This window comes from Roseomonas populi (genome assembly GCF_024594815.1).
In the GTDB taxonomy this organism is placed as follows: Bacteria; Pseudomonadota; Alphaproteobacteria; order Acetobacterales; family Acetobacteraceae; genus Roseomonas; species Roseomonas populi.
Genome location: NZ_JANJOU010000003.1, coordinates 205,510 through 227,437, shown reverse-complemented (window position 1 = coordinate 227,437; position 21,928 = coordinate 205,510). Strand labels below are relative to the sequence as shown.

The window sequence follows — 21,928 nt, the reverse complement described above, 5'->3', positions numbered from 1 at the left end:
GACGCCATCGCCGCGGTGGTCCCGTCCGGGCCTTGTCAGCCCTGGAAGGACCTGACTTCTGGCAACTAGCACCGGGGAGGGGGGCTGCTCAGGCCTCTCACGCAGGCGTGTTGTTTCGGGGTTGGAACGCCGGTCCGGGCCGATCTGCGCGCCCGCGCTTGACGCCCCGGCGCGGCGGCTCTTTCCTCGCCGGCATCGGACCGGAAGTTTCGCGTGAAAACAACGGTTTGAAGGGAAGAGGAGAGCCGTCCATGACTCAGCAGGAGCCGGTCACCAGCAGCGTCGAGGACGGAATCGCCCTCATCCGCATCGCTAACCCGCCGGTGAATGCCTTGAGCGCCGCCGTTCGCGGCGGGTTGAAGCGCGCCGCCGAGGCTGCCGCCGCCGACCCCGCCGTGCGCGCCATCGTGCTGGCCGCCGAGGGCAAGACCTTCATCGCCGGCGCCGATATCTCCGAATTCGGCAAGCCGCCCGTGCCGCCGAGCCTGCCGGAGACGATCGCGGCCCTCGAATCCCTCTCCAAGCCCGTGGTCGCCGCCATCAACGGCGCGGCGCTGGGCGGCGGGCTGGAGGTGGCGCTGGGCTGCCACGCCCGCGTCGCCGCGCCTTCCGCGAAGCTCGGCCTGCCGGAGGTGAATCTCGGCATCCTGCCCGGCGCCGGCGGCACGCAGCGCCTGCCCCGCCTGATCGGCGCCGCCCCCGCGCTGAAGATCATGGCGGAGGGCAAGCCGATCTCCGCCAAGGAGGCCCAGGCGAACGGGCTGGTGGACGAGGTGGCCGAGGACGTGGTGGCCGCCGCCAAGACCCTGGCCCTGAAGCTCGCCGGCGGCGCGCTGCCCGCCGTGCCGAAGGACCGCACGAACCTGGGCGCGCGCGAGGCCTTCGAGGAGGCGGCCGCCGCCATCCTGAAGCGCAACCCGAACAACCCGAGCGTGGAGGCCTGCGTGGACGCCGTCCGCGCCGCCTTCGACAAGCCCTTCGAGGAGGGGCTGGCGGTGGAGCGCGCCCATTTCACCCGCCTGCGGGACGATCCGCGCAGCGCCGCGTTGCGCCACGTCTTCTTCGCCGAGCGCGCGGCGGCCCGCATCCCCGGCCTGCCCAAGGGCACCGCGGCCCGCCCGGTTCAGCGCGCCGCCGTGATCGGCGCGGGCACCATGGGCGGCGGCATCGCCATGTGCTTCGCCAATGCCGGCATCCCCGTGACGCTGATCGAGACCACCGAGGAGAACCTGCAGCGCGGGTTGGAGCGGGTGGAGGGCAACTACGCCACCTCCGTGAAGCGCGGCAGCCTGGCGGAGGACGCCAAGGCGAAGCGCATGGGCCTGATCGAGGGCAAGGTCGGCCTTGAGGCCGCCGCCGGGGCCGACCTCGTGGTCGAGGCGGTGTTCGAGGAGATGGGGCTGAAGAAGGAGATCTTCGGCAAGCTCCAGGAGATCGCCAAGCCCGGCGCCATCCTCGCCACCAACACCTCCTACCTGGACGTGGACGAGATCGCCGCCTCTACCTCCCGCCCCGCCGACGTGCTGGGAATGCACTTCTTCTCCCCGGCCAACGTGATGAAGCTGCTGGAGGTGGTGCGGGGGAAGGAGACGGCGCCGGACGCCCTGGCCACCGCCATGGAGATCGGCCGCAAGCTGGCGAAGGTGCCGGTGGTCTCGGGCGTCTGCTACGGCTTCATTGGCAACCGCATGCTCGCCCGCCGGACCGCCATGGCCGAGCGCCTGCTGCTCGAAGGCGCGCTGCCGCAGGACGTGGACAAGGCCCTGACGGATTTCGGCTTCCGCATGGGCCCCTTCGCCATGTCGGACCTGGCGGGGATCGACGTGTCCTGGCGCATCCGCAAGGCCATGAACCTGAAGACCGCGCCCGTGGCCGATGCCCTGGCCGAGGCGGGCCGCTTCGGCCAGAAGACCAAGCGCGGCTTCTACGACTACTCCGCCGACGGCCGCACCGGCGCGCCCGATCCGGAGGTGGCAACGCTGATCGAGCGCATCTCCGCCGAGCGCGGCATCTCCCGCCGCGCCATCCCGCAGGAGGAAATCCTGCAGCGCCTCCTCTTCCCCATGATCAACGAGGGCGCGCGGATCCTGGGCGAGGGGATCGCCGCGCGCGCCGGCGACATCGATACGGTCTGGCTCAACGGCTATGGCTGGCCGGCCTGGACGGGCGGCCCGATGTTCTACGCGGACAGCGTCGGCCTGCCGAAGATCGTCGCCCGCCTGCGCGAGTTCGCCGCCGCCTCCGGCGATACGAACCTGGAGCCCGCCGCCCTTCTGCTGCGCCTGGCGCATGAGGGCAGCAGCTTCACCGCGCTCGACGAGAAGGCGGCCGCGTGACCTTCAACCCCGAAGCGGCGGGCTGGTCCCGCCGCCCGCCCGTGGGCTTTTCCGGCCATACCGGCCCCTACTGGTCACGGCCGGAAGGGGATGGCTGGGCCTACGGGCTGGTCGTGGAGCCGCATCACCTCAACGGCCACGGCATCACCCATGGCGGGCTGCTGATGACGATGCTGGACAACACGCTGGGCCTCACCGCCTGGTACGCCACCGGCCAGCGCCCCTCCGTGACGATGCAGCTGAACACCCACTTCGTCGCCGCCGCCCATCCCGGGGAGTTCCTGGAGGCGCGGGGCGAGGTGGTGCGACTTGCGAAATCCGTGATCTTCCTGCGCGGGCAACTCACCGTGGGTGACCGCCTCGTGGCGGCCGCCGACGGGATCTGGAAGGTGCTGGCCGCCCGGCCCGGGCCGAGGCGGGAAGGGGATCCGGCCTGACCCCTGGCTGATGGCCGGTCCGGGGAACCAAAGGGCAAAGCCCCTTGGTTCCGAACGGTTCAGGAAGGGCCGGTCAGCGCCGCGGCGTGCCGCTGTGCTCCGGGTCGGCCGCAATCTCCCGGTCCGCCTCCTCCACCGCCTCCTTGGAGACGACGCCGGGCGTGTGCATGTCCGGGTCGCCGCCATCGGCGGCCTCCACATGGCTCTTGATGCTCCGCAGGGCGTTGCCGGCATTGGTCGGGGCGTCGTCCGGGCTTTCCTCCTCAACCGGCGCCTCGTGCTCGCGCCCGCCCTCCTCGAAGGTCAGGGAGAGGTCGGCCACCTGGCCGGAACCCTTCACCTCCATCCGCCCGGCAGGGTCCGTGTTCCAGCGGATGGTGCGGGCGGCCTCGTCGGCGCTCATCCCGGCTTCCGGCAGGACATCCGCGTCGTGCCGGAGATGGGCGAACCAGTGGCGGACATTGGCAGGGTCCGACAGCCAGGCGAAAAGGCGGTCCGGGCTGACGTGGACGGTGATCTTGGCGTGCATGGGTCCCTCCGGGTTCAAGGGCCTATCGCCCGGACCGGGGCGGGGTTGCGCGGGGCATCAAGCATGAGTGGGTGGAACGCGCGGGCCTTGTACGCGTTGGGGAAGCCGGTCATCAGTCGCCGTTGCCCGGCGCGCCGAGGCCACCCGAGGACGAGTCGATCGTGAACCACGCCCCCATGGGCCAGCCGTGGGCGTGAGCCTGCCGGACGACAGGAGCGGCGAGGGCCGCCAGTTGCGGGACGCCCTGGCCGCGGCCGGCATCCTCGCCTCCTGGGACTGGGACGTGGCGGAGCGGCGGATCACCGGGGACGCCCGCCTCGCCGCCCTGCTCGGCGTCACGCCGGAGGAAGCGGCGCGGGGCGTCGCGCCCGCCTCCTTCTTCGCCGCCATCCACGAGGAGGACCGCACCCGCATCCGCCTGGCGATCGGCGCCATCCTGCGCGGGGCGGAGCTGCTTTCCCGGGAATGCCGCGTCCTCGTGCCCGGCCTCGGCCTGCGCTGGGTCCATGCGCGCGGCCGCCGCTACCCGGACGCGGATGGCGGCCCCGGCCACTTCCTCGGCACGCTGGTGGACGTGACGGACCAGAAGCGGGTGGAGGAGCGCCTGCGCATCGCGCAGACGGCGGGCGGGATCGGCACCTTCGAGTACATGCCGGGCTTCGCCACCGCCGCCGTCTCGGACCAGTTCTGCCAGCTTCTCGGCCTGCGCTCCGCGGCGGACCTGCCGGTCCGCACCGTCAACGCCCTGGTGCATCCCGGCGACGCGCCCGTGATCGACGAGGACGCCCGGCCCGTGCCCGGCACGGCGGAGGAGGCCGAGTTCCGCATCGCCCGCGCCGACACGGGCGAGACGCGCTGGCTGAAGCGGCGCGGCGAGTACCTGCGGGACGCCGAGACCGCGGACCTACGCTTCAGCGGCGTGATCTACGACATCACCGGCACCAAGCGGACAGAGGGGCAGCTCCGCGCCCTGAACGAGGGGCTGGAGGCCGAGGTGGCCGCCCGCACGGCGGACCGCAACCGCCTCTGGCGCCTCTCGGCCGATGTCATGCTCGTCCTGAAGCCGGAGGGGACGATCGTTGCGGTGAACCCCGCCTGGCAGGCCACACTGGGCTGGCGGGAGGAGGAGGTCGTCGGCCGCAGCGTGCTGGACTTCATCCACCCGGAGGACGCGGAGGGTGGCCGGGACCGGCTGGCGCGCCTCTCCGGGGATGGGCCGGTGATGCGGGTGGACGATCGCTACCGCCACAAGGACGGCAGCTGGCGCCGGATCGACTGGTCCGCCGCCTATGGCGAGGGGCTGATCAGCGCCGTCGGGCGCGACGTGACGGAGGAGCGGGAGCGGGCGGAGGCGCTGCGCCAAGCCGAGGAGGCGCTGCGCCAGAGCCAGAAGATGGAGGCCGTGGGTCAGCTCACGGGCGGCATCGCGCACGATTTCAACAACCTTCTCACCGGCATCGTCGGATCGCTGGAGCTGCTGCGCGCCCGCATCGCGCAGGGCCGCTTCGCGCAGGTGGACCGCTACGTCGTGGCGGCCCAGGGCGCGGCGGATCGCGCGGCGGCGCTGACGCACCGGCTGCTCGCCTTCTCCCGCCGGCAGACGCTGGACCCCAAGCCCACCGGGGCCAACCGCCTGATCCAGGGGATGGAGGAGCTGATCCGCCGCACCATGGGCCCGGCCATCGAGGTGGAGACGGTGCTGGCTGTCGGCCTCTGGCCCACCCTCTGCGATCCCCACCAGCTGGAGAACGCCATCCTCAACCTGGCCATCAACGCGCGGGACGCCATGCCCGATGGCGGGCGGCTGACGATCGAGACGGCGAATTCCTGGATCGACGACCGCGCCGCGCGGGAACGCGACATGGAGCCCGGCCAGTACGTGACGGTCTGCGTGACCGATACCGGCACGGGCATGCCGCCGGAGGTGGTGGCCCGCGCCTTCGATCCCTTCTTCACCACCAAGCCCGTGGGCCAGGGCACCGGCCTCGGCCTCTCCATGATCTACGGCTTCGCCCGGCAGTCCGGTGGCCAGGTGCGGATCTACTCGGAGCCCGGCCACGGCACGACGATGCGCCTGTACCTGCCGCGCCACTGGGGCACGGTGGAGGAGGAGAGGGCGCCGGCCCCCGGCGCCCCGCCCCGCGCCGGGAGCGGCGAGACGGTGCTGGTGGTGGACGACGAGCCGACGGTCCGGATGCTGGTGACGGAGGTGCTGGAGGAGCTGGGCTATGCCGCCCTGGAGGCCTCGGACGGCAGTGGCGCGCTGAAGGTGCTCCGCTCCCCCGCGCGGCTGGACCTGCTGATCACCGATGTCGGCCTGCCCGGGGGCATGAACGGCCGCCAGGTGGCCGATGCGGCGCGGGAGCTGCGGCCGGAGCTGAAGATCCTGTTCATCACGGGCTACGCGGAGAACGCGGCCATCGGCAACGGCCACCTCGCCCCCGGGATGCACGTGCTGACCAAGCCCTTCCCGATGGATGTGCTGGCCACCCGGATCAAGGCGATCATCGAGGCTGGGAATGGGCCGGGGTTAACACATGGTTAAAATCACGGTCATGTGGCAGCCGGAACGCGCGCCGGGGCATTGATGAGGGCAGGGCTGGATCCCCGGCCCGGTCAACCAGGCCGGCAACTCGCTCCATGACCTTCTCGAAGCTGTTCAACAGCGTCTCCAGCCGCGTTGCCCAGGCCACCGGCCGCCCCGCGACCTTCATGATCTGCGTCGGGGTCGTGATCGCCTGGGCCGTTTGCGGCCCCTTCTTCGGCTTCTCCGACACTTGGCAGCTCATCATCAACACCGGCACGACCATCGTGACCTTCCTGATGGTCTTCCTGATCCAGAACACCCAGAACCGGGACGGCGCGGCCATCCAGGCGAAGCTGGACGAGCTGATCCGCACCAGCGCCGCCGGCAACGCGTTCATCGGCATCGAGCACCTGACAGAGGAGGAGCTGGACAAGATCCGCGCCACCTGCGAGCAGCGCGCCCGGGCGGCGGAGGCCGCGGACAACGCGGAGGACAAGGCCAACCGCCGCGCGGTCGAGGCCGCCGACGCCGCCACGAGCTGATCCCGGCTTGACCCGGGCGCCCGGCGGGCCGAACTCCGCCCGCATGCGCCGCGCCCCCCTTGCCGCCTTCCTGCTGGGCGCCGCCCTCCTTGCGCCGCCGGGCGCCCGGGCGCAGCCGGCTGCGCCGGCGGATGACTGGTCCGTCTGCCGTCGCGCGATCGCGGCCGTGGAACCCGGCTCCGGCATCCCGCCCGGCCTGCTGGGCGCCATCGCCCTGGTGGAGAGCGGGCGCGCCGCCCCCTCCGGCCGGCCGGAGCCCTGGCCATGGACCTGGAACGCGGAAGGGGAGGGGCGTTCCGCCCCCACCAAGGCCGCCGCGATCGCCGCCGTCACCGCGCTGCAGGCCCGCGGCGTGCGCTCCATCGACGTGGGATGCATGCAGGTGAACCTGATGTACCACCCCGGCGCCTTCCCGAACCTCGACGCCGCCTTCGATCCTGTTACCAACGCCCGCTACGCCGCACGCTTCCTGAACAGCCTGCGCGGTGGCGCCGCGGATTGGGGCATCGCCATCGGCCGCTACCATTCCGGGGAGCCGGAGCGCGGCGCGGCCTATAACCGCCGGGTGGCGCTCGCCCAGCTCGGCGTGGCCTGGGGCCGGGGGGGCGCGGTGCCGCTTCCGCCAATGAGCGGCCTGGCCGGGCTCTGCGCCCCCGGGCTGCAGCCGGCCCTGCTGATCGGCGGCCCGGCCGAGGCCCGCCGCTTCATGCGGCCGGGCGTGAGCCGGCCGGTGCCGGTGCCCCGTATGCGGAACCCGCGGCCGCGCATGGCCTGCCTGCGCCGCTAGGGCGGTTTCCGTTCGCCTCCGCTCACGGCAACTGCTCAAGCCCATCGTTTGCTCGGCCGATTCACCCGTTCCGGCGATTCCACCGGAACGGGGTCGGCTCTGGTCCGGGTTGACGGCCTTCCCGGGCGCCGGGTTTGCTGCCTCTCGAACGGTGCAGAAGGCCTCGCCCATGTCGCGTCCGCCACTCCCTCCCTTCACCCCCGAGACTGCGGCGCAGAAGGCCCGCATGGCGGAGGATGCCTGGAACAGCCGGGATCCGGATCGCGTCGCCCTCGCCTATACGCCGGACAGCCGCTGGCGGAACCGCGCGGAGTTCATCCTGGGGCGGGAGGAGATCACCGCCTTCCTGCGCCGCAAATGGGCGCGGGAACTGGACTACCGGCTCATCAAGGAGGTCTGGGCGCAGGAGGGGAACCGCATCGCCGTGCGCTTCGCTTATGAGTGGCACGACGACAGCGGGCAGTGGTTCCGCTCCTACGGGAACGAGAACTGGGAGTTCGACGAGGCCGGGCTGATGCGCCGGCGAATCGCCTCCATCAACGACATGCCGATCGAGGAGGCTAACCGGTTGTTCCGCTGGCCGCTGGGCCGACGGCCCGACAACCACTCCGGCCTGAGCGAACTGGGCCTGTAGCGCCCCCTCGCGCGCTCAGCGATGCGGGCGCTGGTCCTGCGGCCCGGGGGGTGAAGGGGCGTGCTGGCGGGCCATCCCGGCCCGCATCGCCAGCAGGATCGCGCCGGCTACCACGACCCAGGCCAGGCGGGCCCCATAGCGGTCATGCGGCCCGCTGAGTGCCCCGGTGGCGAAGGCGTTGGCGAGGATCCCGATGCCGATCCCCAGCGCCAGCCCCAGCGCGGCCCGGTCGCGCCGCCCCCGCCAGCCCAAGACGGCCAGCGCGATCGCCCCCAGCAGCAGCACCGGCCCCTGCACCCAGAACAGGGGCGCCACCATCTCCGGCAGCACCCCGCGCCACTGCGCCCCGGCCTGGAACCGCGCCGCCTCCGCCGCGCCGAAGGACTGGATCCGGCCCAGCACGCCCTCGCCGATGTGCCGGCGCTCCAGCGTGTCGCCCACGCGGTTGGCGAGCAGCTGCGCCAGCGTGTCTCTCGCGGCGTCCCAGGCCACGGTCAGGGGTTCGCGCCGGATCGTCTCCCGGATGATCTGCCCGGCCTCGCCGGACAGGGCCCGGCCGCCGAAGTCGCGCGGCCGGCCGTTCTCGTCCGTGTTGATCGGGCTGCCGGGCTCCCAGAGGAGGATGTCGCTCGGCAGCAGCTCGCGCGGGCAGGCCTGCATCCGGCAGGCCTCCGGGCCATAGGGCTCCAGCCGCCCCTTGAAGGCGCAAAGGGCCCAGCCCGCCTCGGGGCAGGCGGCGTCGATGGTGCGGATGGCCGTGCCGTTCGCCACCAGCCGCGCCATGAGGAATGTGCCGCCGTAGGGGGACAGGGCGAGCCGCCCATGCCCCGCCAGGTTGGTCGCCAGCAGAAGCGCAACGGCCCCGGCCAGCGGAAGCGCCACCCGCCCCGCCGCGCGCCAGCCTGCCAAGAGGGACACCACCGCCAGCGCCCCGAGCACCGGCAGGTGCGAGAGATGCGTCGCCGTGCCCAGCGCCATGAGGAGGGTCACCCAGGCGGCTTCCCCGCGTGAGAGCGCCGCCCGCCCGAAGCCCAGCAGCAGTGCCCCGAGCACCACGGCGGGGGTGAACACGTCCGGCATGACGAGGGAGACGGTGAAGGGCATGGCCGTCAGCATCGCCACCACCGAGCAGAGCAGGAGGTGCCGCCCCGGCGAGGCCCCGCCGCCGAAGGCCCGCAGGGCGAGCCAGAGCAGGTGGGAGAGCATCAGCCCCTGCGCGATCACCACGGGCCAGAGTGAGCGGTGCCAGTGGAAGAGGAAGGCCAGCGGCCCGTAGATCCAGGGCTTGTCCCAGAGCATCAGCGGGCCGAGCGTCTGGTGCAGGAAGGCGCCGGAATCGCTGAACAGCAGCGGGTAGCCGTTGAGGATGGCGGGCCAGCACAGCATCAGCCCGCCCGCCAGGACGGAGAGAAGCGCCTTCAGCCCCAATCCCGGGTGCGCGCCTCGTCCTCCTCGCGCGCAGCCACCCAGCGGTCCGCCCCACCCGCGAACTCCTCCCGCTTCCAGAAGGGCGCGCGGGTCTTCAGCCAGTCGATCAGGAAGGCGCAGGCCTCCAGCGCCGCCACGCGGTGGCGGCTTGCGGCCAGGACCAGCACAATGCCCTCGCCCGGCAGGATGCGGCCGACGCGGTGGATCACGGTGCAGCCCGTCAGCGGCCAGCGCTCCCCGGCCTTCGCCACGATGCCGGCGATGGCCCGCTCCGTCATGCCGGGATAGTGCTCCAGCACCAGCGCCTCCAGCCCGTCATCGGCGCGGCAGAGGCCGACGAAGCTGGCGATCCCGCCGACATCCACCCGCCCCGCCGAAAGGGCGGCGGTCTCGGCGGCGAGGTCGAAGGGCGCCTCCTGCACGCGGATGGAGGGAGTCATCTCAACCACCGGTCACCGGCGGGAAGAAGGCCACCTCGTCCCCGGCCTTCACGGGGTGCTCCGGGCCGCAGAACTCCTGGTTCACGGCCATCCGCACCTGGGCCGGGTCGGCGAAGGCGGAGGCATGGCCCGGGGAGCGCGCGGCGAGCCAGCGCATCAGCCCGCCGAGGTCGCGCACCTCATCAGGGAGGGAGAGTTCCTCCTCCCCCGTGCCGGTGCGCTGGCGGAGCCAGGCGAAGTACAGGACCTTGATCATGACAGGGGAATCAAGGCGTCGGCACCACCTGCACCGAGCCGTCCGGCCCGAAGAGGGTGGTCGTGTTGCCCTGGCGGATGGCCGTGCCTGTACCCACCCCCGGCTGGGTGAAGGAGCCGATGTTGCCCGTGCTGTTGCCGATGGTGGCGGGCGGGCCGCCCGGCGTGGGCAGGGTCGATCCCTCGACCCGCGGCGGCGGCGGGACGGGCGGAACGCCGCTTGGCACGCCCTGGCGCGGCAGGGGCGGCGGGTCCAGCGGCGCCAGCGGTTCCCCGCTGCTGCCCCGGCGGCGGGGGGTGACGGTGCCGGGCAGGGGCGCGCGGGGGTTGGGCGCGGCCTCCGGCGGCACGGCGGGGCCGGGTTCCGTGGCGTTGGGCGCGCGGCCCAGCGGCGCGGGGCCGCGCTGCTGCCGCGCCCGCTCCAGCGCCTCGGAGGGCTCGCGCTCCCGCGGGGGCACGGTGGCGGCGTCCGGGTTCTGCAGGGTCGCGCGCGGCGCCTCCTCGGCCGGCCAGACATTGCCCGGCTCCGGCAGAAGGGGCGGCACGTCCAGCTCGGTGCCCATCACCCGGCGGACCGTCAGGCTGTCCGGCGCGCCGATCGGGTCGGTGCGGCCGAACGGGGCCATGTCGATATCGCCGAGGCCGAAGCAGCCGCCGAGCAGCAGCGCCAGCGGCAGGCTGGCCATCAGGCGCCCGGCCGGGCCGGGGCGAAGGCGATCCATGGTTGGTACCCTTTCCGGCCGGCCCGGAGAGAAAAGGCCGGCCGCGTGTCCTGTTGAGTCGTTCGGCGCAGGATGCCCCTCCGCCGCGCCGGTTTCTACCCGGCCCGCCCGCCTTCCTGCCGGGCGGGAGGGCGGGAGAGGTCCTCGGCCGCCGCATGGCGCATCCCGGCCGTCATGTAGTCCCACCCCGTCAGCAACGTGAGCGCGGCCGCGACCCAGAGCCCGGCCTCGCCCAGCCAGGAGACGGGCAGGAAGCCCAGCCCGATGACCGAGGCCCCGCTATCCCCTGCCACGATGGTGCCGATGGCCCCCATCTGGAACCCGGTCTTCCACTTGGCCAGCCGGGTCACGGGCAGGCCGATCCGCAGCCCCGCCAGGTACTCCCGCAGGCCGGAAACGAGAATTTCACGCAGCAGCACCACGATGGCCGGCAGCAGGCCGAGCGGCGAGAGCCGGTCCATCCCCGCCAGCAGCATCAGCGCCGCGCCGACCAGCAGCTTGTCCGCGATCGGGTCCAGCATCCGCCCGAAGGCGGTCAGGGAGCCCCTTTCACGCGCAATCTTGCCGTCGAAGTAGTCCGTGATGGCGGCGGCCGAGAACACGGCGCAGGCGAGGAGGTCCCCCACCGGCGAGCGCAGGAACATCAGCGCCACCAGCAGCGGGATCGCCGCGATGCGGGAGAGCGTCAGCAGGTTCGGCAGGTCGGTGGGCATCCGCGGCTCCTTGCAGAACCCCTAGCCCAGATCGGCGCCGGGGGAAACGCGGGGTGGGTTCATCCCTCCACCTCGTGCCCCGCCGCGTCCGGTGCCAGGGGAGGGGGCTCCGCCTCCCCCGGCGGCGCCTCGTCCGGTGCTTCCGCGATCGCGTCCACGGCGGCCGCCTTGGCCCGCCTTCCGCCGCGCGGCCGCACCGGCTCCAGCGGGCCGGTCGTGCCGGGGTGGAAGTGCTCGTAGATCCGCTTCGCGACGGAAGGCCCGATGCCCGGGGTATTCTGGAGGTCCTCCAGCGCCGCATTCCGCACCCCGCGGGCCGAGCCGAAATGGTTCAGCAGGGCCCGCTTGATCGCCGTGCCCACGCCGGGGATGTCGTCCAGCTCGCTCTTCACGAGGCTCTTGGACCGCCCGGCGCGGTGGGTGGTGATGGCGAATCGGTGCGCCTCGTCCCGCAACCGCTGCAGGTAGTAGAGAACGGGGTCGCGCGGCGGCAGCTGGATGGGGTCATGGCCCGTGCGGTGGAACCACTCCCGCCCCGCGTCGCGGTCCGGGCCCTTGGCCACGGCCACCAGGGGGATGTCGTGGATCCCCATCTCCGTCAGGATTTCCCGCGCCGCGCTCAGCTGGCCCAGGCCGCCATCGATCAGCACGAGGTCCGGCCAAGTGCCGCTCTCGCGCTCCGGGTCCTCCTTCAGGGCGCGGCCGAAGCGGCGCTCGAAGACCTCGCGCATCATGGCGAAGTCGTCGCCGCCGCGCGGGCCACCGGTGGACTTCAGCGCGGTGCGGCCGGCGGCGTCGTGGGCCAGGGCGGCCACGTCCTCGCCCGCCAGGGGCTCGGTGCCCGTGGCATCCGCCGCCTTCCTGCCCTTGGCGGGCACCACGCCTTCACCCCGGATGGAGAACTTGCGGTAGGCGTTCTTCAGGAAGCCGGACGGCCCTGCCACCACCATCACGCCGTAGGCGTTTGTGCCCTGGATGTGGGAGTTGTCGTAGATCTCGATCCGCTCGGGGGTGGAGGACAGGTCGAAGACCTTCGCCACCCCCTCCAGCAGCTCGCCCTGGGCGGCGCCCTCCGCCAGCTTGCGCTCCAGTGCCTCCCGCGCGTTGGTCTGGGCGTGCTCCACGGCGGACCGCTTGTCGCCGCGCTTGGGGTGGTGGACCTCCACCTTGCGGTCGCCGCGAAGCGTTAGCGCCTCCGCCACCAGCGCCGCCTCCGGCAGCTCGTGGGAGACGAGGACCATCGGCGGGGGCGGCAGGTCGTCGTAGAGCTGGCCGAGGAAGGCGGTGATCACCTCCGCCGGCTCCGCGTCCGCCCGCATCCCGCTCAGGAAGAAGGGGCGGTTGCCGTTGTTGCGGCCGCCCCGGAAGAAGAAGACCTGCACGCAGGCCTGGCCGGCCGCCATGTGCAACGCCACCACGTCGGCGTCGCCCACATTCTCCATGTTGATGCGGTCGCGGCCCTGAACGTGGGTCAGGCCTCGGATGCGGTCCCGGATGGCCGCCGCGCGCTCGAACTCCAGCCGCTCGGCCGCCTCCTCCATCTCCTTCGCCAGGCGCTTCTGGATGGAGGGGGTCTCGCCGGAGAGGAACTGCGTCGCCTCCCGCACCAGCTCCCCGTACTCCTCCTTCGTCACGCGCTCGACGCAGGGGGCGGAGCAGCGGCGGATCTGGTGGAGCAGGCAAGGGCGGGTGCGGTTGTCGAAGACCGAGTCCCGGCAGGAGCGCAGCAGGAAGACGCGCTGGAGTGCGGTGAGGGTCTGGTTCACCGCCCAGGCGGAGGCGAAGGGGCCCCAGTAGGAGGCGCCTTTGCGCCGCTCACCCCGATGCTTGGAGATCTGCGGGTAAGGATGATCTTCCGTGATCACCAGCCACGGGTAAGACTTATCGTCCCGCAGGACGATGTTGTAGCGCGGCCGCAGCCGCTTGATGAGGTTCGCCTCCAGCAGCAGCGCCTCGGCCTCGGAGGCCGTGGTGATGACTTCGAGGTGCCGCGTCTCGAAGACCATGCGCTTCAGCCGGTCCGGCAGCTTATGGACCTGGGTATAGGCATAGACGCGCTTCTTCAGGCTGCGCGCCTTGCCGACATAGAGCGCGTCCCCCTTGGCATCGAGCATCCGGTAGACGCCCGGCGAGAAGGGCAGGGTGAGAAGCGCCCGCTCGATCACCTCACGACCCTCCATGGGGGCCAGGGGCGTGGTCTGCTCGTTGGAGAAGGCCATCAGGCTTGTTTCCGTTGGGTTTCTCTCGGGTCTCCCGGGGTTGTCCCCGACTCCTGTGGATAACCCTGTGGAAGGGAGGTCGCGTGAGCGTCGAAGGCCAAGGCAGATAAGGGGTCCTGACGCGCCTGCCCAGATTCTATGCAATCACATAAGCTGTTGATTTCGCGACGTCTCCGATAGTTTCCGGCTTTCATGCTTCGTTCACATTGACCTCACGAGGCCGTTCCGCCAGCCCCCCTGCCCAATCTTTCCGGCCGGGGGATGGTTTGCCGTCACTTCGGCGCGATGCCATTGACAAAGTCAGGCCCGTGACAGTCCCGAGTCAGTTTCGGCGGCGCTCTACGGTCACCCCCACCGCGCCCACATCGGGCAGGATATCCGGCTTCTCCACCGTGACCCGGACGGATTCCACCCGGGAGTCCTCCAGGCAGGCCACCGCGATCCGCTCGGCCAGGGTCTCCGCCAGGCGGGTGTGGCCGGTGGTCGCCACCGCACGCGCCCGGTCAGCGATCACGCCATAGTCCACCACCCGCTCCAGCCGGTCCGGGCCGATGCCGGCGGGGGCCGCGTCGTCCCGTACCAGAAGCTCGATGCCGATCACCACGCGCTGGGGCACCACCTCCTTCGGCAGCACGCCCAGCCGTGCCTCTACCATCAGGTCCCGCACGAAGACGCGGCGCAGGCCGCGGGCCGCGTCCGGGATATAGGCCGTCATTCCTGGCATCTACTCTTCTGGCCCCCCTTGGGCGCGGGCGGGCGACCACTGGAGGTGCTGGCCGCTGTCGAGGGCGATCATCTGCCCCGTCATCGCCGGCAGGGAAAGGATGGCCAGCACCGCCCGCGCCACTTCCTCGGGGCTCGATCCGTGGCGCAGCGGCGTGCTCTCGCACTGGGCGCGGAACTGGGCCTCGCTCTGGCGGGCGCTGGCCACCGTGGGGCCGGGGCCGATGCCGTTCACCCGGATTCGGGGCGCGAGCGCCAGCGCCATGGTCTGGGTCAGCGCCCAGAGCCCGGCCTTGGTGATCGTGTAGGAGACGAAATGCGGGGTGAGGGAGAGGACGCGCTGGTCCAGCATGTTCACCACCGCGCCCTCCGCGCCATCGGGCAGGGCGAGGGCCATGGCCTGGGTCAGCACGAAGGGGGCGCGGAGGTTCGGGCCCATATGGGCGTCCCAGCTCTCCCGCGTGGCCGTGTCCCACTCGTCCCGCTCGAAGAGAGAGGCGTTGTTCACCAGAACGCCCACCGGGCCGAGCTTGGCGGTGGCATCTGGGATCAGCGACTCCACCTCCTCCTCCCGCCCCAGATCGGCGCGGAGGGTCGCGGCGCGGCGGCCGAGGGCGCGGATGTCACCGGCCGTGCCTTCCACCTCCCCGGCGCTGCCATGGTAGTGCAGGGCCACGTCGAAGCCCGCCCCGGCCAGGGCGAGGGAAATGGCGCGGCCGATCCGCTTGGCGCCGCCGGTGACGAGGGCCGTTCGGGGAATGGCGTCGGGGATGCTCATGCGCCACCGCAGATAGGGTGCCGGGCCGCGCTCGGGGAGGTCAGACCGCCAGCCCCGGCGCGTCGGGGATGCGGACATTCGCGGCCAGGAAGTCCAGCAGGGCCCGCACCCGGGCCGGCATCGGCCCGGTGCCCCCGGCATGAACGGCGTGGAAGGCTTCCAGGTCGCCGGCGCTCGCCTCCTCCAGCACCGGCACCAGCCGGCCGGCCAGGATGTCCTCCCGCACGCAGAAGCCCGCCATCCGCACCAGCCCGGCGCCATGCAGGGCGAGCTGCCGCAGCCCCTCGCCGTCGCTGGCGCGCAGGCGCCCCGCCACCTTCACCCCGACCCGCCGCCCGTCCTCCATGAAGGGCCAGTCCTGCACGGCGCGGGCGTAGCCGAAGCCCAGCAGCTCGTGCGCGGCCAGGTCGGCCGCGCGGCGCGGAATTCCGCGGGCGGCGAGATAGGCGGGGGAGCCCACGACCACCAGCCGGGTCTCGCCCAGCTTGCGGGCGCGCAGGCGGGATTCAGGCATGGGCCCGGCGCGGATTGCCACGTCCACCCGCGCCTCCACCAGGTCGATCACCCGGTCCGTCAGGACGAGGTCCAGGCGGATGCCGGGGTGGGCGGCCAGGAACTCCGGCAGGACCGGAGCGAGGAGGTGGGTGTTCACCGTGGCGCTGGTGTTCACGCGGATCAGCCCCACCGGCGTCTCCCCGGCCGCCGCCGCGCGCTCCGCCTCCTCCATCTCCGCCAGGATCCGCACCGCGCGCTCGTGGAAGGCCTGGCCTTCGGGCGTGAGGGCGAATTGCCGGGTGGATCGCTGCACCAGCCGGGCGCCGAGCCGTGTCTCCAGCCGGGCCACAAGCTTGCTGACGGCCGAGGGCGTGAGCCCCAGCGCCCGCGCGGCGGCGGAGAAGCCGCCTTCCTCCACCACGCGCGCGAAGACTTCCATCTCCGCGGCGCGGTTTACCTCCGATCGGGGCATGTGAGTTCACGTCACAGGTGATTTGCCGATCGATAGTCTATGGCACGGGGCCGGGGGCGTCCATTTGGCCTCGCGAACGGCCGGCCCGGTGTCGGTCACGCAGGAACCATCCCAATGCCTCTCGCTCTCTACGCGCTGACGGTCGGTGCCTTCGGCATCGGCGTCACCGAATTCGTCATCATGGGGCTGCTGGTGGAGGTGGGGGGCGATCTCGGCGTCTCCCTCGCCTCTGCCGGGCTCCTCATCTCCGGCTACGCGCTCGGCGTCGTGGTCGGGGCGCCGATCCTGACCACCGTCACGGCGCGCTGGCCGCGCAAGGCCACGCTGCTCGGGCTGATGGTGATCTTCACGGTCGGCAATCTCGCCTGCGCGCTGGCACCGGACTACACGACGCTGATGGCCGCCCGCATCCTGACGGCCTTCGCCCATGGCACCTTCTTCGGGGTGGGATCGGTGGTGGCCACGGGGCTGGTGGCGCCGGACCGCCGGGCCTCCGCCATCGCCACCATGTTCACGGGGCTGACGGTGGCCAACATCCTCGGCGTGCCAGCCGGTACCTGGCTGGGGCAGCACCTGGGCTGGCGCGCCACCTTCTGGGCCGTGACGATCGTCGGCCTGGCGGCGATTGCCGTGATCGCCCGCTTCATCCCGAAGGAGGACGGGGCGCCCGAGCCCTCCGACTGGCGCGCGGACATGCGGGCCATGGCGCGCGGGCCGGTGCTGCTGGCGCTGCTGACCACCGTGCTCGGCTTCGGCGGGGTCTTCGCGGTCTTCACCTATATCGCGCCGATGCTGACGCAGCTGGCGGGGTTCAGCGACGCGGCGGTCTCGCCCATCCTCCTCGTCCTCGGGGCCGGGCTGGTGGTGGGGAACATCGTCGGCGGGCGCGTGGCGGACCGGAACCTGCCGCTGGCCCTGCTGGGCTCGCTCGCGGCGCTGGCGGCCGTGCTGGCGGCCATGGCGCCGGCCATGCACAGCCAGGTTGCGACGGTGGTGATCGCTGCCCTGCTCGGTGCGGCGGGCTTCGCCACCGTGGCGCCGCTGCAGATCTGGGTGTTGCGGAAGGCCGAGGGCGCGGGGCAGAGCCTCGCCTCCAGCCTCAACATCGCCGCCTTCAACCTGGGCAACGCGCTCGGTGCCTGGGCGGGCGGGCTGGCCATCGACTACGGGCTCGGCCTCGGCGCCCTGCCCTGGGTGGCGCTTGCCTTCCCGGTGGCCGCCATCCTCGCCGCCGGCCCGGCGCTGCTGCGGGAGCGGCGGCCGGTGGTCCTTGCCGCCGCCGACTGACCCGGCTTGACGCCCTCCCGGCTCCGCCGCTCCATCCGCGGCGGAATCGGGGGGTGTCATGACGGAGATCCGGCAGACAGGACTGGAGGGCAAGCGCGCCCTCGTCACCGGCCATCGCGGCGGCATCGGTGCGGCGGTGGTCGCGGCGCTGGAGGCCAGCGGCGCGACTGTGGAGGGGCTGGACCGGCCGGAGCACGACCTGCTGGACATCCCTTCCATCGCCCCTGCCGTGGAGGCCGCCGCCGCGCGCATGGGCGGGCTGGACCTGCTGGTGAACAATGCCGGCGACACGATCATCGGCACGCTGCTGGACACGCCGCTGGCCGAGGCCGAGCGGATCATGCGGATCAACTGGCTGGCGCCCTTCGCGGTGATGCAGGCCGCGCTGCCGCACCTGCTGAAGGGCGGCGGGGCGGTGGTGAACATCGCCTCCGACCAAGCACTAATCGGCAAGCCCGCCAGCGCCGCCTATGGCGCCTCCAAGGCCGCGCTGGCGCAGATGACGCGATCGGCGGCTCTGGACTTCGCCGCAAGGGGCGTGCGCTTCAACGCCATCGCGCCGGGCAGCACGGATACGGCGATGCTGCGCGCCGTGCTGGCCGACCTGGCCGCGCGCGGGGGCGGCGGGGTAGCCAGCGACGACGTCTATACCGAGGCCGTGCCGCAGCGCCGCTTCGCCCACCCGCGGGAGATCGCGGCAGTGGTGGCCTTCCTCCTCTCCGACCATGCGAGCTTTGTCACGGGCATCGTCATGCCCGTGGATGGCGGGACGACCGCCGCATGAGCGCGGTGCTGGTCACCGGCGGCACGCGGGGTATCGGGCTGGCCTGCGCGCGGCTTCTGGCCGGGCAGGGCAGGGCGGTGATCGCCGCCGCCCGACGCGCGCCGGAGGAGCCGTTGGCGGAGGGCGTGCAGTTTATCCCCTGCGACGTGGCCGATCCTGCCTCCGTCCGCGCCCTGTTCGGGGCCGCCGGTCCGATTGGCGCCGCCATCCTGGCCGCGGGCGTGGCGGGCGGCGACCCGCCCGAGCCGGACGAGGGCCACTGGCGCCGGATCATGGCCTCCAACCTCGACGGCGCCTGGCGCTGCGCGGAGGCCGCCGCAGCCGTGCTGCCGGACGGGGAGGGGCGGATCGTGTTCCTCGCCTCCGTGCTCGGGCTGCGCGCCGTGCCGGACCAGGTGGCCTATTCCGCCGCCAAGCACGGGGTGATCGGGCTGATGCGGGCCCTGGCCCTCCGGCTGGCGCCGCGCGGGATCACGGCGAACGCCCTCTGCCCGGGCTGGGTGGAGACGGACATGGCCCGGGCGCGCTGGCGGGAGCTGGGGATGGATGCCGGGGCCGCCGCCGCCGGCACGCCCACGCGCCGGATCACGGCGGCGGAGGAGGTGGCGGCGATGGCGGCCTATCTGCTCTCCCCGGCCGCGCGGAACGTGACGGGGCAGGCGATCGGGATCGATGGCGGGGCCGGGCTTTAGGTTGACAGGGGCCGCCCGGCGGGCGGAGTGTCGGCGCCTCACCAGGGGTGTCCCGACAAGGGGCTGAGATACGGCTGGCGAAAGCAGCGCCGTGACCCGATGAACCTGATCCAGTTCATGCTGGCGTAGGGACGGTGCGGTCTGCGGCCCCCCATGGCCGTATTCCACCCTTTTCCGATTCCGGCGCTGGGTCCTTTCGGAGGACACCATGCCCGATAGTCTCACCCCCACCCCGAGCGTCACCACCGGCCCGCTGCCGGCATCGCGCAAGGTCCACATCCCCGGAAAGCTGCACCCGGAGATCCGGGTGCCGCTGCGCGAGATCGCGGTGCATCCCAGCGCGGGGGAGCCGCCCGTCGCCGTTTATGACTCTTCCGGCCCCTACACGGATCCTGCGGCGGTGATCGACATCGCCCGCGGCCTGCCCCGGGCGCGCGCGGCCTGGATCGAGGCGCGCGGCGACACGGAGGCGGTGGCGGGCCGCGACGTGCGGCCGGAGGACAATGGTTTCGCCACCGGCGAGCGCCTGACGCCCGCCTTCCCGATCCGCAACGCGCCGCGCCGCGCGAAGGGCGGGGCGGCGGTGACGCAACTCGCCTATGCCCGCGCCGGCATCATCACGCCGGAGATGGAATACGCCGCGATCCGCGAGAACATGGGCCGCGAGCGCGCGGCGGCGGAGGCGCGGGACGGGGAGGATTTCGGCGCCTCCATCCCCGACTTCGTGACGCCGGAATTCGTGCGGGACGAGATCGCGCGCGGCCGCGCCATCATCCCCGCGAACATCAACCACCCGGAGCTGGAGCCGATGGTCATCGGCCGCAACTTCCTGGTGAAGATCAACGCCAATATCGGCAACTCCGCCGTCACCTCCTCCATGGCGGAGGAGGTGGAGAAGATGGTCTGGTCCATCCGCTGGGGCGCGGACACGGTGATGGACCTCTCGACCGGCCGCAACATCCACAACATCCGGGACTGGATCATCCGCAACGCGCCGATCCCCATCGGCACCGTGCCGCTCTATCAGGCGCTGGAGAAGGTGGGCGGCATCGCCCCCGACCTGACCTGGGAAGTCTACCGGGACACGCTGATCGAGCAGGCCGAGCAGGGCGTGGACTACTTCACCATCCATGCCGGGGTGCGGCTGGCGCATGTGCCGCTGACGGTGGGGCGCACCACCGGCATCGTCTCCCGCGGCGGCTCCATCATGGCGAGCTGGTGCCTGCACCATCACCGCGAGAGCTTCCTCTACGAGCACTTCGAGGAGATCTGCGACATCTGCCGCGCCTATGACGTCTCCTTCTCCCTCGGCGACGGGCTGCGGCCTGGCTCCATCGCGGACGCCAACGACGCCGCGCAATTCGCGGAGCTGGAGACGCTGGGCGAGCTGACGAAGATCGCCTGGGCGAAGGACTGCCAGGTGATGATCGAGGGCCCGGGCCACGTGCCCATGCACAAGATCAAGGCCAACATGGACAAGCAGCTGAAGGTCTGCGGGGAAGCGCCCTTCTACACCCTCGGCCCGCTGACGACGGACATCGCGCCGGGCTACGACCACATCACCTCAGGCATCGGCGCGGCCATGATCGGGTGGTTCGGCACGGCGATGCTCTGCTACGTCACGCCGAAGGAGCATCTTGGCCTGCCGGACCGGGACGACGTGAAGACGGGCGTGATCACCTACAAGATCGCCGCCCATGCCGCGGACTTGGCGAAGGGCCATCCTGGCGCGCAAGTCAGGGACGACGCCCTCTCCCGCGCCCGCTTCGAGTTCCGCTGGGAGGACCAGTTCAACCTCTCGCTGGACCCCGACACGGCGCGCTCCTTCCACGACGAGACCCTGCCGAAGGAGGCGCACAAGACGGCGCATTTCTGCTCCATGTGCGGGCCCAAATTCTGCTCCATGCGGATCTCTCATGATCTGCGGGCGGAGGCGCAGAAGGAGGGGATGGAGGCGATGGCGCGGAAGTACCGCGACGGGGGCCAGCTCTACATGCCCGTGGGCGGGCGCGAGTAGGGGCAGGGGCGGCGGGGCTTGCCATCCCCGCCGCCTTTCCCTTCATGCTGGTGGCAGAGGAACCCCTGAAAAGCACGTCCATGCACCCGTCCCGCCGCGCCTTCCTGATGAGCCTGCTGGCGGCGGCCATCGCGGATCCGGCCCTGGCCCAGGCGCCGGCGGGCTGGCCGGACCGCCCGCTGCGGCTGGTGCTGCCCTATACCCCGGGCGGCGGCACGGATGCCGTGGCGCGCGCCCTGGGCGCCCGGTTGAACGCCGCGCTGGGCCAGCCCGTGGTGGTGGAGAACCGCCCGGGCGCCGGCGGTAACCTGGCGACGGAACTGGTGGCCGGCGCCCGGCCGGACGGCACCACCCTGCTGATGGGCAACCAGGGCCCCATCTCCGTGAACCCCACCCTGTTCGGCCGCAACCTGAAGATCGACCCGGGCATGGCGCTGGACCCGGTGGCGATGGTGGCGGAGACGCCGCTGGTCCTCGTCGTCGGGCCCGGCACGAAGGCGGGCTCCCTCGCCGCACTGATCGAGGAGTACCGCGCGGCGAAAGGGTCGATGACCTACGCCTCACCCGGTAATGGCGCGGCGGGGCATCTGGCCATGGCGCTGCTGCTGCAAGAGGCGGGGGTGGAGGGAACCCATGTTCCTTTTCGTGGCGCCGCCCCGGGGCTGACTGACGTGGCCGCGGGGCATATCCCCGCCATGATTTCCACCCTGCCATCGGTCGCCGGGCTGGTGGCGGGCGGCAACCTGCGGGCGCTGGCCGTCACGGGCGATCGCCGCGTGCCCTCCATGTCCGACGTGCCGGCCGTGGCGGAGACCCTGCCGGGCTACCGTGTTACCGCGTGGTACGGGATCCTCGTGCCCCACGGCACGCCGGAGCCGATCCGGGCGCGGCTGGAGGAGGCTATCCTGTCGAGCCTCGGCACGCCGGACCTCGTCTCCAGCCTGGAGAGGGAGGGGGCGGTGCCCTACCCGATGAAGGGGGAGGAGTTCGGCCGCTTCATCGCCGCCGAGCGCGCCCGCTGGGCCCCCGTGGTCCAGAAAGCAGGCATCACGGCGGACTGAGAGCATCCCTTCCGGCCCTGGCGCGTTCCTACCGCCGACACGGCAAGAAG

Annotated in this window: 20 protein-coding genes, 1 pseudogene and 1 riboswitch; of the genes and pseudogenes, 11 read left to right on the top strand and 10 right to left on the bottom strand. The window is 72.2% G+C overall.

The window, feature by feature from the left end; genetic code table 11:
- Positions 1 to 251: 251 nt before the first annotated feature.
- Both NRP21_RS06315 and NRP21_RS06310 read left to right on the top strand, forming a co-directional pair.
- Positions 252 to 2,336 carry a 3-hydroxyacyl-CoA dehydrogenase NAD-binding domain-containing protein gene (locus tag NRP21_RS06315; RefSeq protein WP_257715322.1) on the top strand — a complete coding sequence of 695 codons (2,085 nt, stop codon included), beginning with the start codon at positions 252 to 254 and terminating at the stop codon, positions 2,334 to 2,336.
- Positions 2,333 to 2,773, top strand: coding sequence for a PaaI family thioesterase (locus NRP21_RS06310; RefSeq protein ID WP_257715321.1), 441 nt, complete (start codon positions 2,333 to 2,335; stop codon positions 2,771 to 2,773). The genes NRP21_RS06315 and NRP21_RS06310 overlap by 4 nt, the downstream gene beginning before the upstream one ends.
- Positions 2,774 to 2,846: 73 nt before the next feature.
- Here the strand turns inward: NRP21_RS06310 and NRP21_RS06305 are convergent, their stop codons facing one another.
- Positions 2,847 to 3,302, bottom strand: coding sequence for a hypothetical protein (locus tag NRP21_RS06305; protein ID WP_257715320.1), 456 nt, complete (start codon positions 3,300 to 3,302; stop codon positions 2,847 to 2,849).
- Positions 3,303 to 3,489: 187 nt separating this feature from the next.
- Between NRP21_RS06305 and NRP21_RS06300 the strand changes: the two genes are divergently transcribed.
- The 4 genes from NRP21_RS06300 to NRP21_RS06285 all read left to right on the top strand — a co-directional run bounded on the left by NRP21_RS06300 (position 3,490) and on the right by NRP21_RS06285 (position 7,792).
- The gene (locus NRP21_RS06300) at positions 3,490 to 5,847 is read left to right on the top strand and encodes a hybrid sensor histidine kinase/response regulator (protein WP_257715319.1); all 2,358 of its coding nucleotides are present in this window, start codon (positions 3,490 to 3,492) and stop codon (positions 5,845 to 5,847) included.
- Between the two features lie 95 nt (positions 5,848 to 5,942).
- Positions 5,943 to 6,371 carry a low affinity iron permease family protein gene (locus NRP21_RS06295; RefSeq protein ID WP_257715318.1) on the top strand — a complete coding sequence of 143 codons (429 nt, stop codon included), beginning with the start codon at positions 5,943 to 5,945 and terminating at the stop codon, positions 6,369 to 6,371.
- Positions 6,372 to 6,378: 7 nt separating this feature from the next.
- Positions 6,379 to 7,158: a transglycosylase SLT domain-containing protein gene (locus NRP21_RS06290; RefSeq protein ID WP_257715317.1), complete on the top strand. Its 780-nt coding sequence runs from the start codon at positions 6,379 to 6,381 to the stop codon at positions 7,156 to 7,158.
- Between the two features lie 169 nt (positions 7,159 to 7,327).
- Entirely contained in the window at positions 7,328 to 7,792 is a 465-nt protein-coding gene (locus NRP21_RS06285; protein ID WP_257715316.1) for a nuclear transport factor 2 family protein, read from the top strand.
- 15 nt (positions 7,793 to 7,807) lie between these two features.
- On the opposite strand, the gene NRP21_RS06280 is transcribed toward NRP21_RS06285, so the two are convergent.
- The 9 genes and pseudogenes from NRP21_RS06280 to NRP21_RS06240 all read right to left on the bottom strand — a co-directional run bounded on the left by NRP21_RS06280 (position 7,808) and on the right by NRP21_RS06240 (position 16,037).
- Positions 7,808 to 9,220, bottom strand: coding sequence for a hypothetical protein (locus tag NRP21_RS06280; RefSeq protein ID WP_257715315.1), 1,413 nt, complete (start codon positions 9,218 to 9,220; stop codon positions 7,808 to 7,810).
- Positions 9,211 to 9,660 (bottom strand): molybdenum cofactor biosynthesis protein MoaE, encoded by a 450-nt coding sequence (locus NRP21_RS06275; protein ID WP_257715314.1) that lies wholly within the window; start codon positions 9,658 to 9,660, stop codon positions 9,211 to 9,213. The genes NRP21_RS06280 and NRP21_RS06275 overlap by 10 nt, the downstream gene beginning before the upstream one ends.
- Before the next feature lies 1 nt (position 9,661).
- The gene (gene moaD / locus NRP21_RS06270; protein WP_408639603.1) at positions 9,662 to 9,916 is read right to left on the bottom strand and encodes a molybdopterin converting factor subunit 1; all 255 of its coding nucleotides are present in this window, start codon (positions 9,914 to 9,916) and stop codon (positions 9,662 to 9,664) included.
- Positions 9,917 to 9,926: 10 nt separating this feature from the next.
- Positions 9,927 to 10,637, bottom strand: a complete 711-nt coding sequence (locus tag NRP21_RS06265; protein ID WP_257715313.1) for a hypothetical protein — start codon at positions 10,635 to 10,637, stop codon at positions 9,927 to 9,929.
- A 95-nt stretch (positions 10,638 to 10,732) separates the two neighbouring features.
- Complete coding sequence (pgsA, locus tag NRP21_RS06260; RefSeq protein WP_257715312.1) at positions 10,733 to 11,350, bottom strand: CDP-diacylglycerol--glycerol-3-phosphate 3-phosphatidyltransferase; 618 nt, start codon at positions 11,348 to 11,350, stop codon at positions 10,733 to 10,735.
- A gap of 212 nt (positions 11,351 to 11,562) precedes the next feature.
- A pseudogene (uvrC, locus tag NRP21_RS06255) lies at positions 11,563 to 13,569 on the bottom strand (excinuclease ABC subunit UvrC); the annotation flags it as partial.
- Between the two features lie 322 nt (positions 13,570 to 13,891).
- Positions 13,892 to 14,293, bottom strand: coding sequence for a dihydroneopterin aldolase (locus tag NRP21_RS06250; RefSeq protein WP_308219865.1), 402 nt, complete (start codon positions 14,291 to 14,293; stop codon positions 13,892 to 13,894).
- Positions 14,294 to 15,070 (bottom strand): SDR family oxidoreductase, encoded by a 777-nt coding sequence (locus NRP21_RS06245; RefSeq protein WP_257715310.1) that lies wholly within the window; start codon positions 15,068 to 15,070, stop codon positions 14,294 to 14,296.
- Between the two features lie 40 nt (positions 15,071 to 15,110).
- The gene (locus NRP21_RS06240; RefSeq protein ID WP_257715309.1) at positions 15,111 to 16,037 is read right to left on the bottom strand and encodes a LysR family transcriptional regulator; all 927 of its coding nucleotides are present in this window, start codon (positions 16,035 to 16,037) and stop codon (positions 15,111 to 15,113) included.
- A 114-nt stretch (positions 16,038 to 16,151) separates the two neighbouring features.
- Between NRP21_RS06240 and NRP21_RS06235 the strand changes: the two genes are divergently transcribed.
- The 5 genes from NRP21_RS06235 to NRP21_RS06215 all read left to right on the top strand — a co-directional run bounded on the left by NRP21_RS06235 (position 16,152) and on the right by NRP21_RS06215 (position 21,878).
- Positions 16,152 to 17,324: an MFS transporter gene (locus NRP21_RS06235; protein WP_257715308.1), complete on the top strand. Its 1,173-nt coding sequence runs from the start codon at positions 16,152 to 16,154 to the stop codon at positions 17,322 to 17,324.
- 58 nt (positions 17,325 to 17,382) lie between these two features.
- Positions 17,383 to 18,108, top strand: a complete 726-nt coding sequence (locus NRP21_RS06230; protein WP_257715307.1) for an SDR family NAD(P)-dependent oxidoreductase — start codon at positions 17,383 to 17,385, stop codon at positions 18,106 to 18,108.
- Complete coding sequence (locus tag NRP21_RS06225; RefSeq protein WP_257715306.1) at positions 18,105 to 18,800, top strand: SDR family NAD(P)-dependent oxidoreductase; 696 nt, start codon at positions 18,105 to 18,107, stop codon at positions 18,798 to 18,800. Before NRP21_RS06230 ends, NRP21_RS06225 begins: the two co-directional genes overlap by 4 nt.
- Positions 18,801 to 18,833: 33 nt before the next feature.
- Positions 18,834 to 18,950, top strand: a riboswitch (TPP riboswitch).
- Between the two features lie 58 nt (positions 18,951 to 19,008).
- Entirely contained in the window at positions 19,009 to 20,817 is a 1,809-nt protein-coding gene (thiC, locus tag NRP21_RS06220) for a phosphomethylpyrimidine synthase ThiC (protein WP_257715305.1), read from the top strand.
- Positions 20,818 to 20,897: 80 nt separating this feature from the next.
- Positions 20,898 to 21,878 (top strand): Bug family tripartite tricarboxylate transporter substrate binding protein, encoded by a 981-nt coding sequence (locus NRP21_RS06215; protein WP_257715304.1) that lies wholly within the window; start codon positions 20,898 to 20,900, stop codon positions 21,876 to 21,878.
- The last annotated feature ends 50 nt before the right edge of the window (positions 21,879 to 21,928 follow it).

Excerpts from the sequence above, each read along its gene's own strand:
- NRP21_RS06315 (WP_257715322.1), top strand. The coding sequence starts at position 252 with ATGACTCAGCAGGAGCCGGTCACCAGCAGCGTCGAGGACGGAATCGCC.
- NRP21_RS06305 (WP_257715320.1), bottom strand. The coding sequence starts at position 3,302 with ATGCACGCCAAGATCACCGTCCACGTCAGCCCGGACCGCCTTTTCGCC.
- NRP21_RS06295 (WP_257715318.1), top strand. The coding sequence starts at position 5,943 with ATGACCTTCTCGAAGCTGTTCAACAGCGTCTCCAGCCGCGTTGCCCAG.
- NRP21_RS06285 (WP_257715316.1), top strand. The coding sequence starts at position 7,328 with ATGTCGCGTCCGCCACTCCCTCCCTTCACCCCCGAGACTGCGGCGCAG.
- NRP21_RS06275 (WP_257715314.1), bottom strand. The coding sequence starts at position 9,660 with ATGACTCCCTCCATCCGCGTGCAGGAGGCGCCCTTCGACCTCGCCGCC.
- moaD (WP_408639603.1), bottom strand. The coding sequence starts at position 9,916 with ATGATCAAGGTCCTGTACTTCGCCTGGCTCCGCCAGCGCACCGGCACG.
- NRP21_RS06265 (WP_257715313.1), bottom strand. The coding sequence starts at position 10,637 with ATGGATCGCCTTCGCCCCGGCCCGGCCGGGCGCCTGATGGCCAGCCTG.
- pgsA (WP_257715312.1), bottom strand. The coding sequence starts at position 11,350 with ATGCCCACCGACCTGCCGAACCTGCTGACGCTCTCCCGCATCGCGGCG.
- NRP21_RS06250 (WP_308219865.1), bottom strand. The coding sequence starts at position 14,293 with ATGCCAGGAATGACGGCCTATATCCCGGACGCGGCCCGCGGCCTGCGC.
- NRP21_RS06245 (WP_257715310.1), bottom strand. The coding sequence starts at position 15,070 with ATGAGCATCCCCGACGCCATTCCCCGAACGGCCCTCGTCACCGGCGGC.
- NRP21_RS06240 (WP_257715309.1), bottom strand. The coding sequence starts at position 16,037 with ATGCCCCGATCGGAGGTAAACCGCGCCGCGGAGATGGAAGTCTTCGCG.
- NRP21_RS06235 (WP_257715308.1), top strand. The coding sequence starts at position 16,152 with ATGCCTCTCGCTCTCTACGCGCTGACGGTCGGTGCCTTCGGCATCGGC.
- NRP21_RS06230 (WP_257715307.1), top strand. The coding sequence starts at position 17,383 with ATGACGGAGATCCGGCAGACAGGACTGGAGGGCAAGCGCGCCCTCGTC.
- NRP21_RS06225 (WP_257715306.1), top strand. The coding sequence starts at position 18,105 with ATGAGCGCGGTGCTGGTCACCGGCGGCACGCGGGGTATCGGGCTGGCC.
- thiC (WP_257715305.1), top strand. The coding sequence starts at position 19,009 with ATGCCCGATAGTCTCACCCCCACCCCGAGCGTCACCACCGGCCCGCTG.
- NRP21_RS06215 (WP_257715304.1), top strand. The coding sequence starts at position 20,898 with ATGCACCCGTCCCGCCGCGCCTTCCTGATGAGCCTGCTGGCGGCGGCC.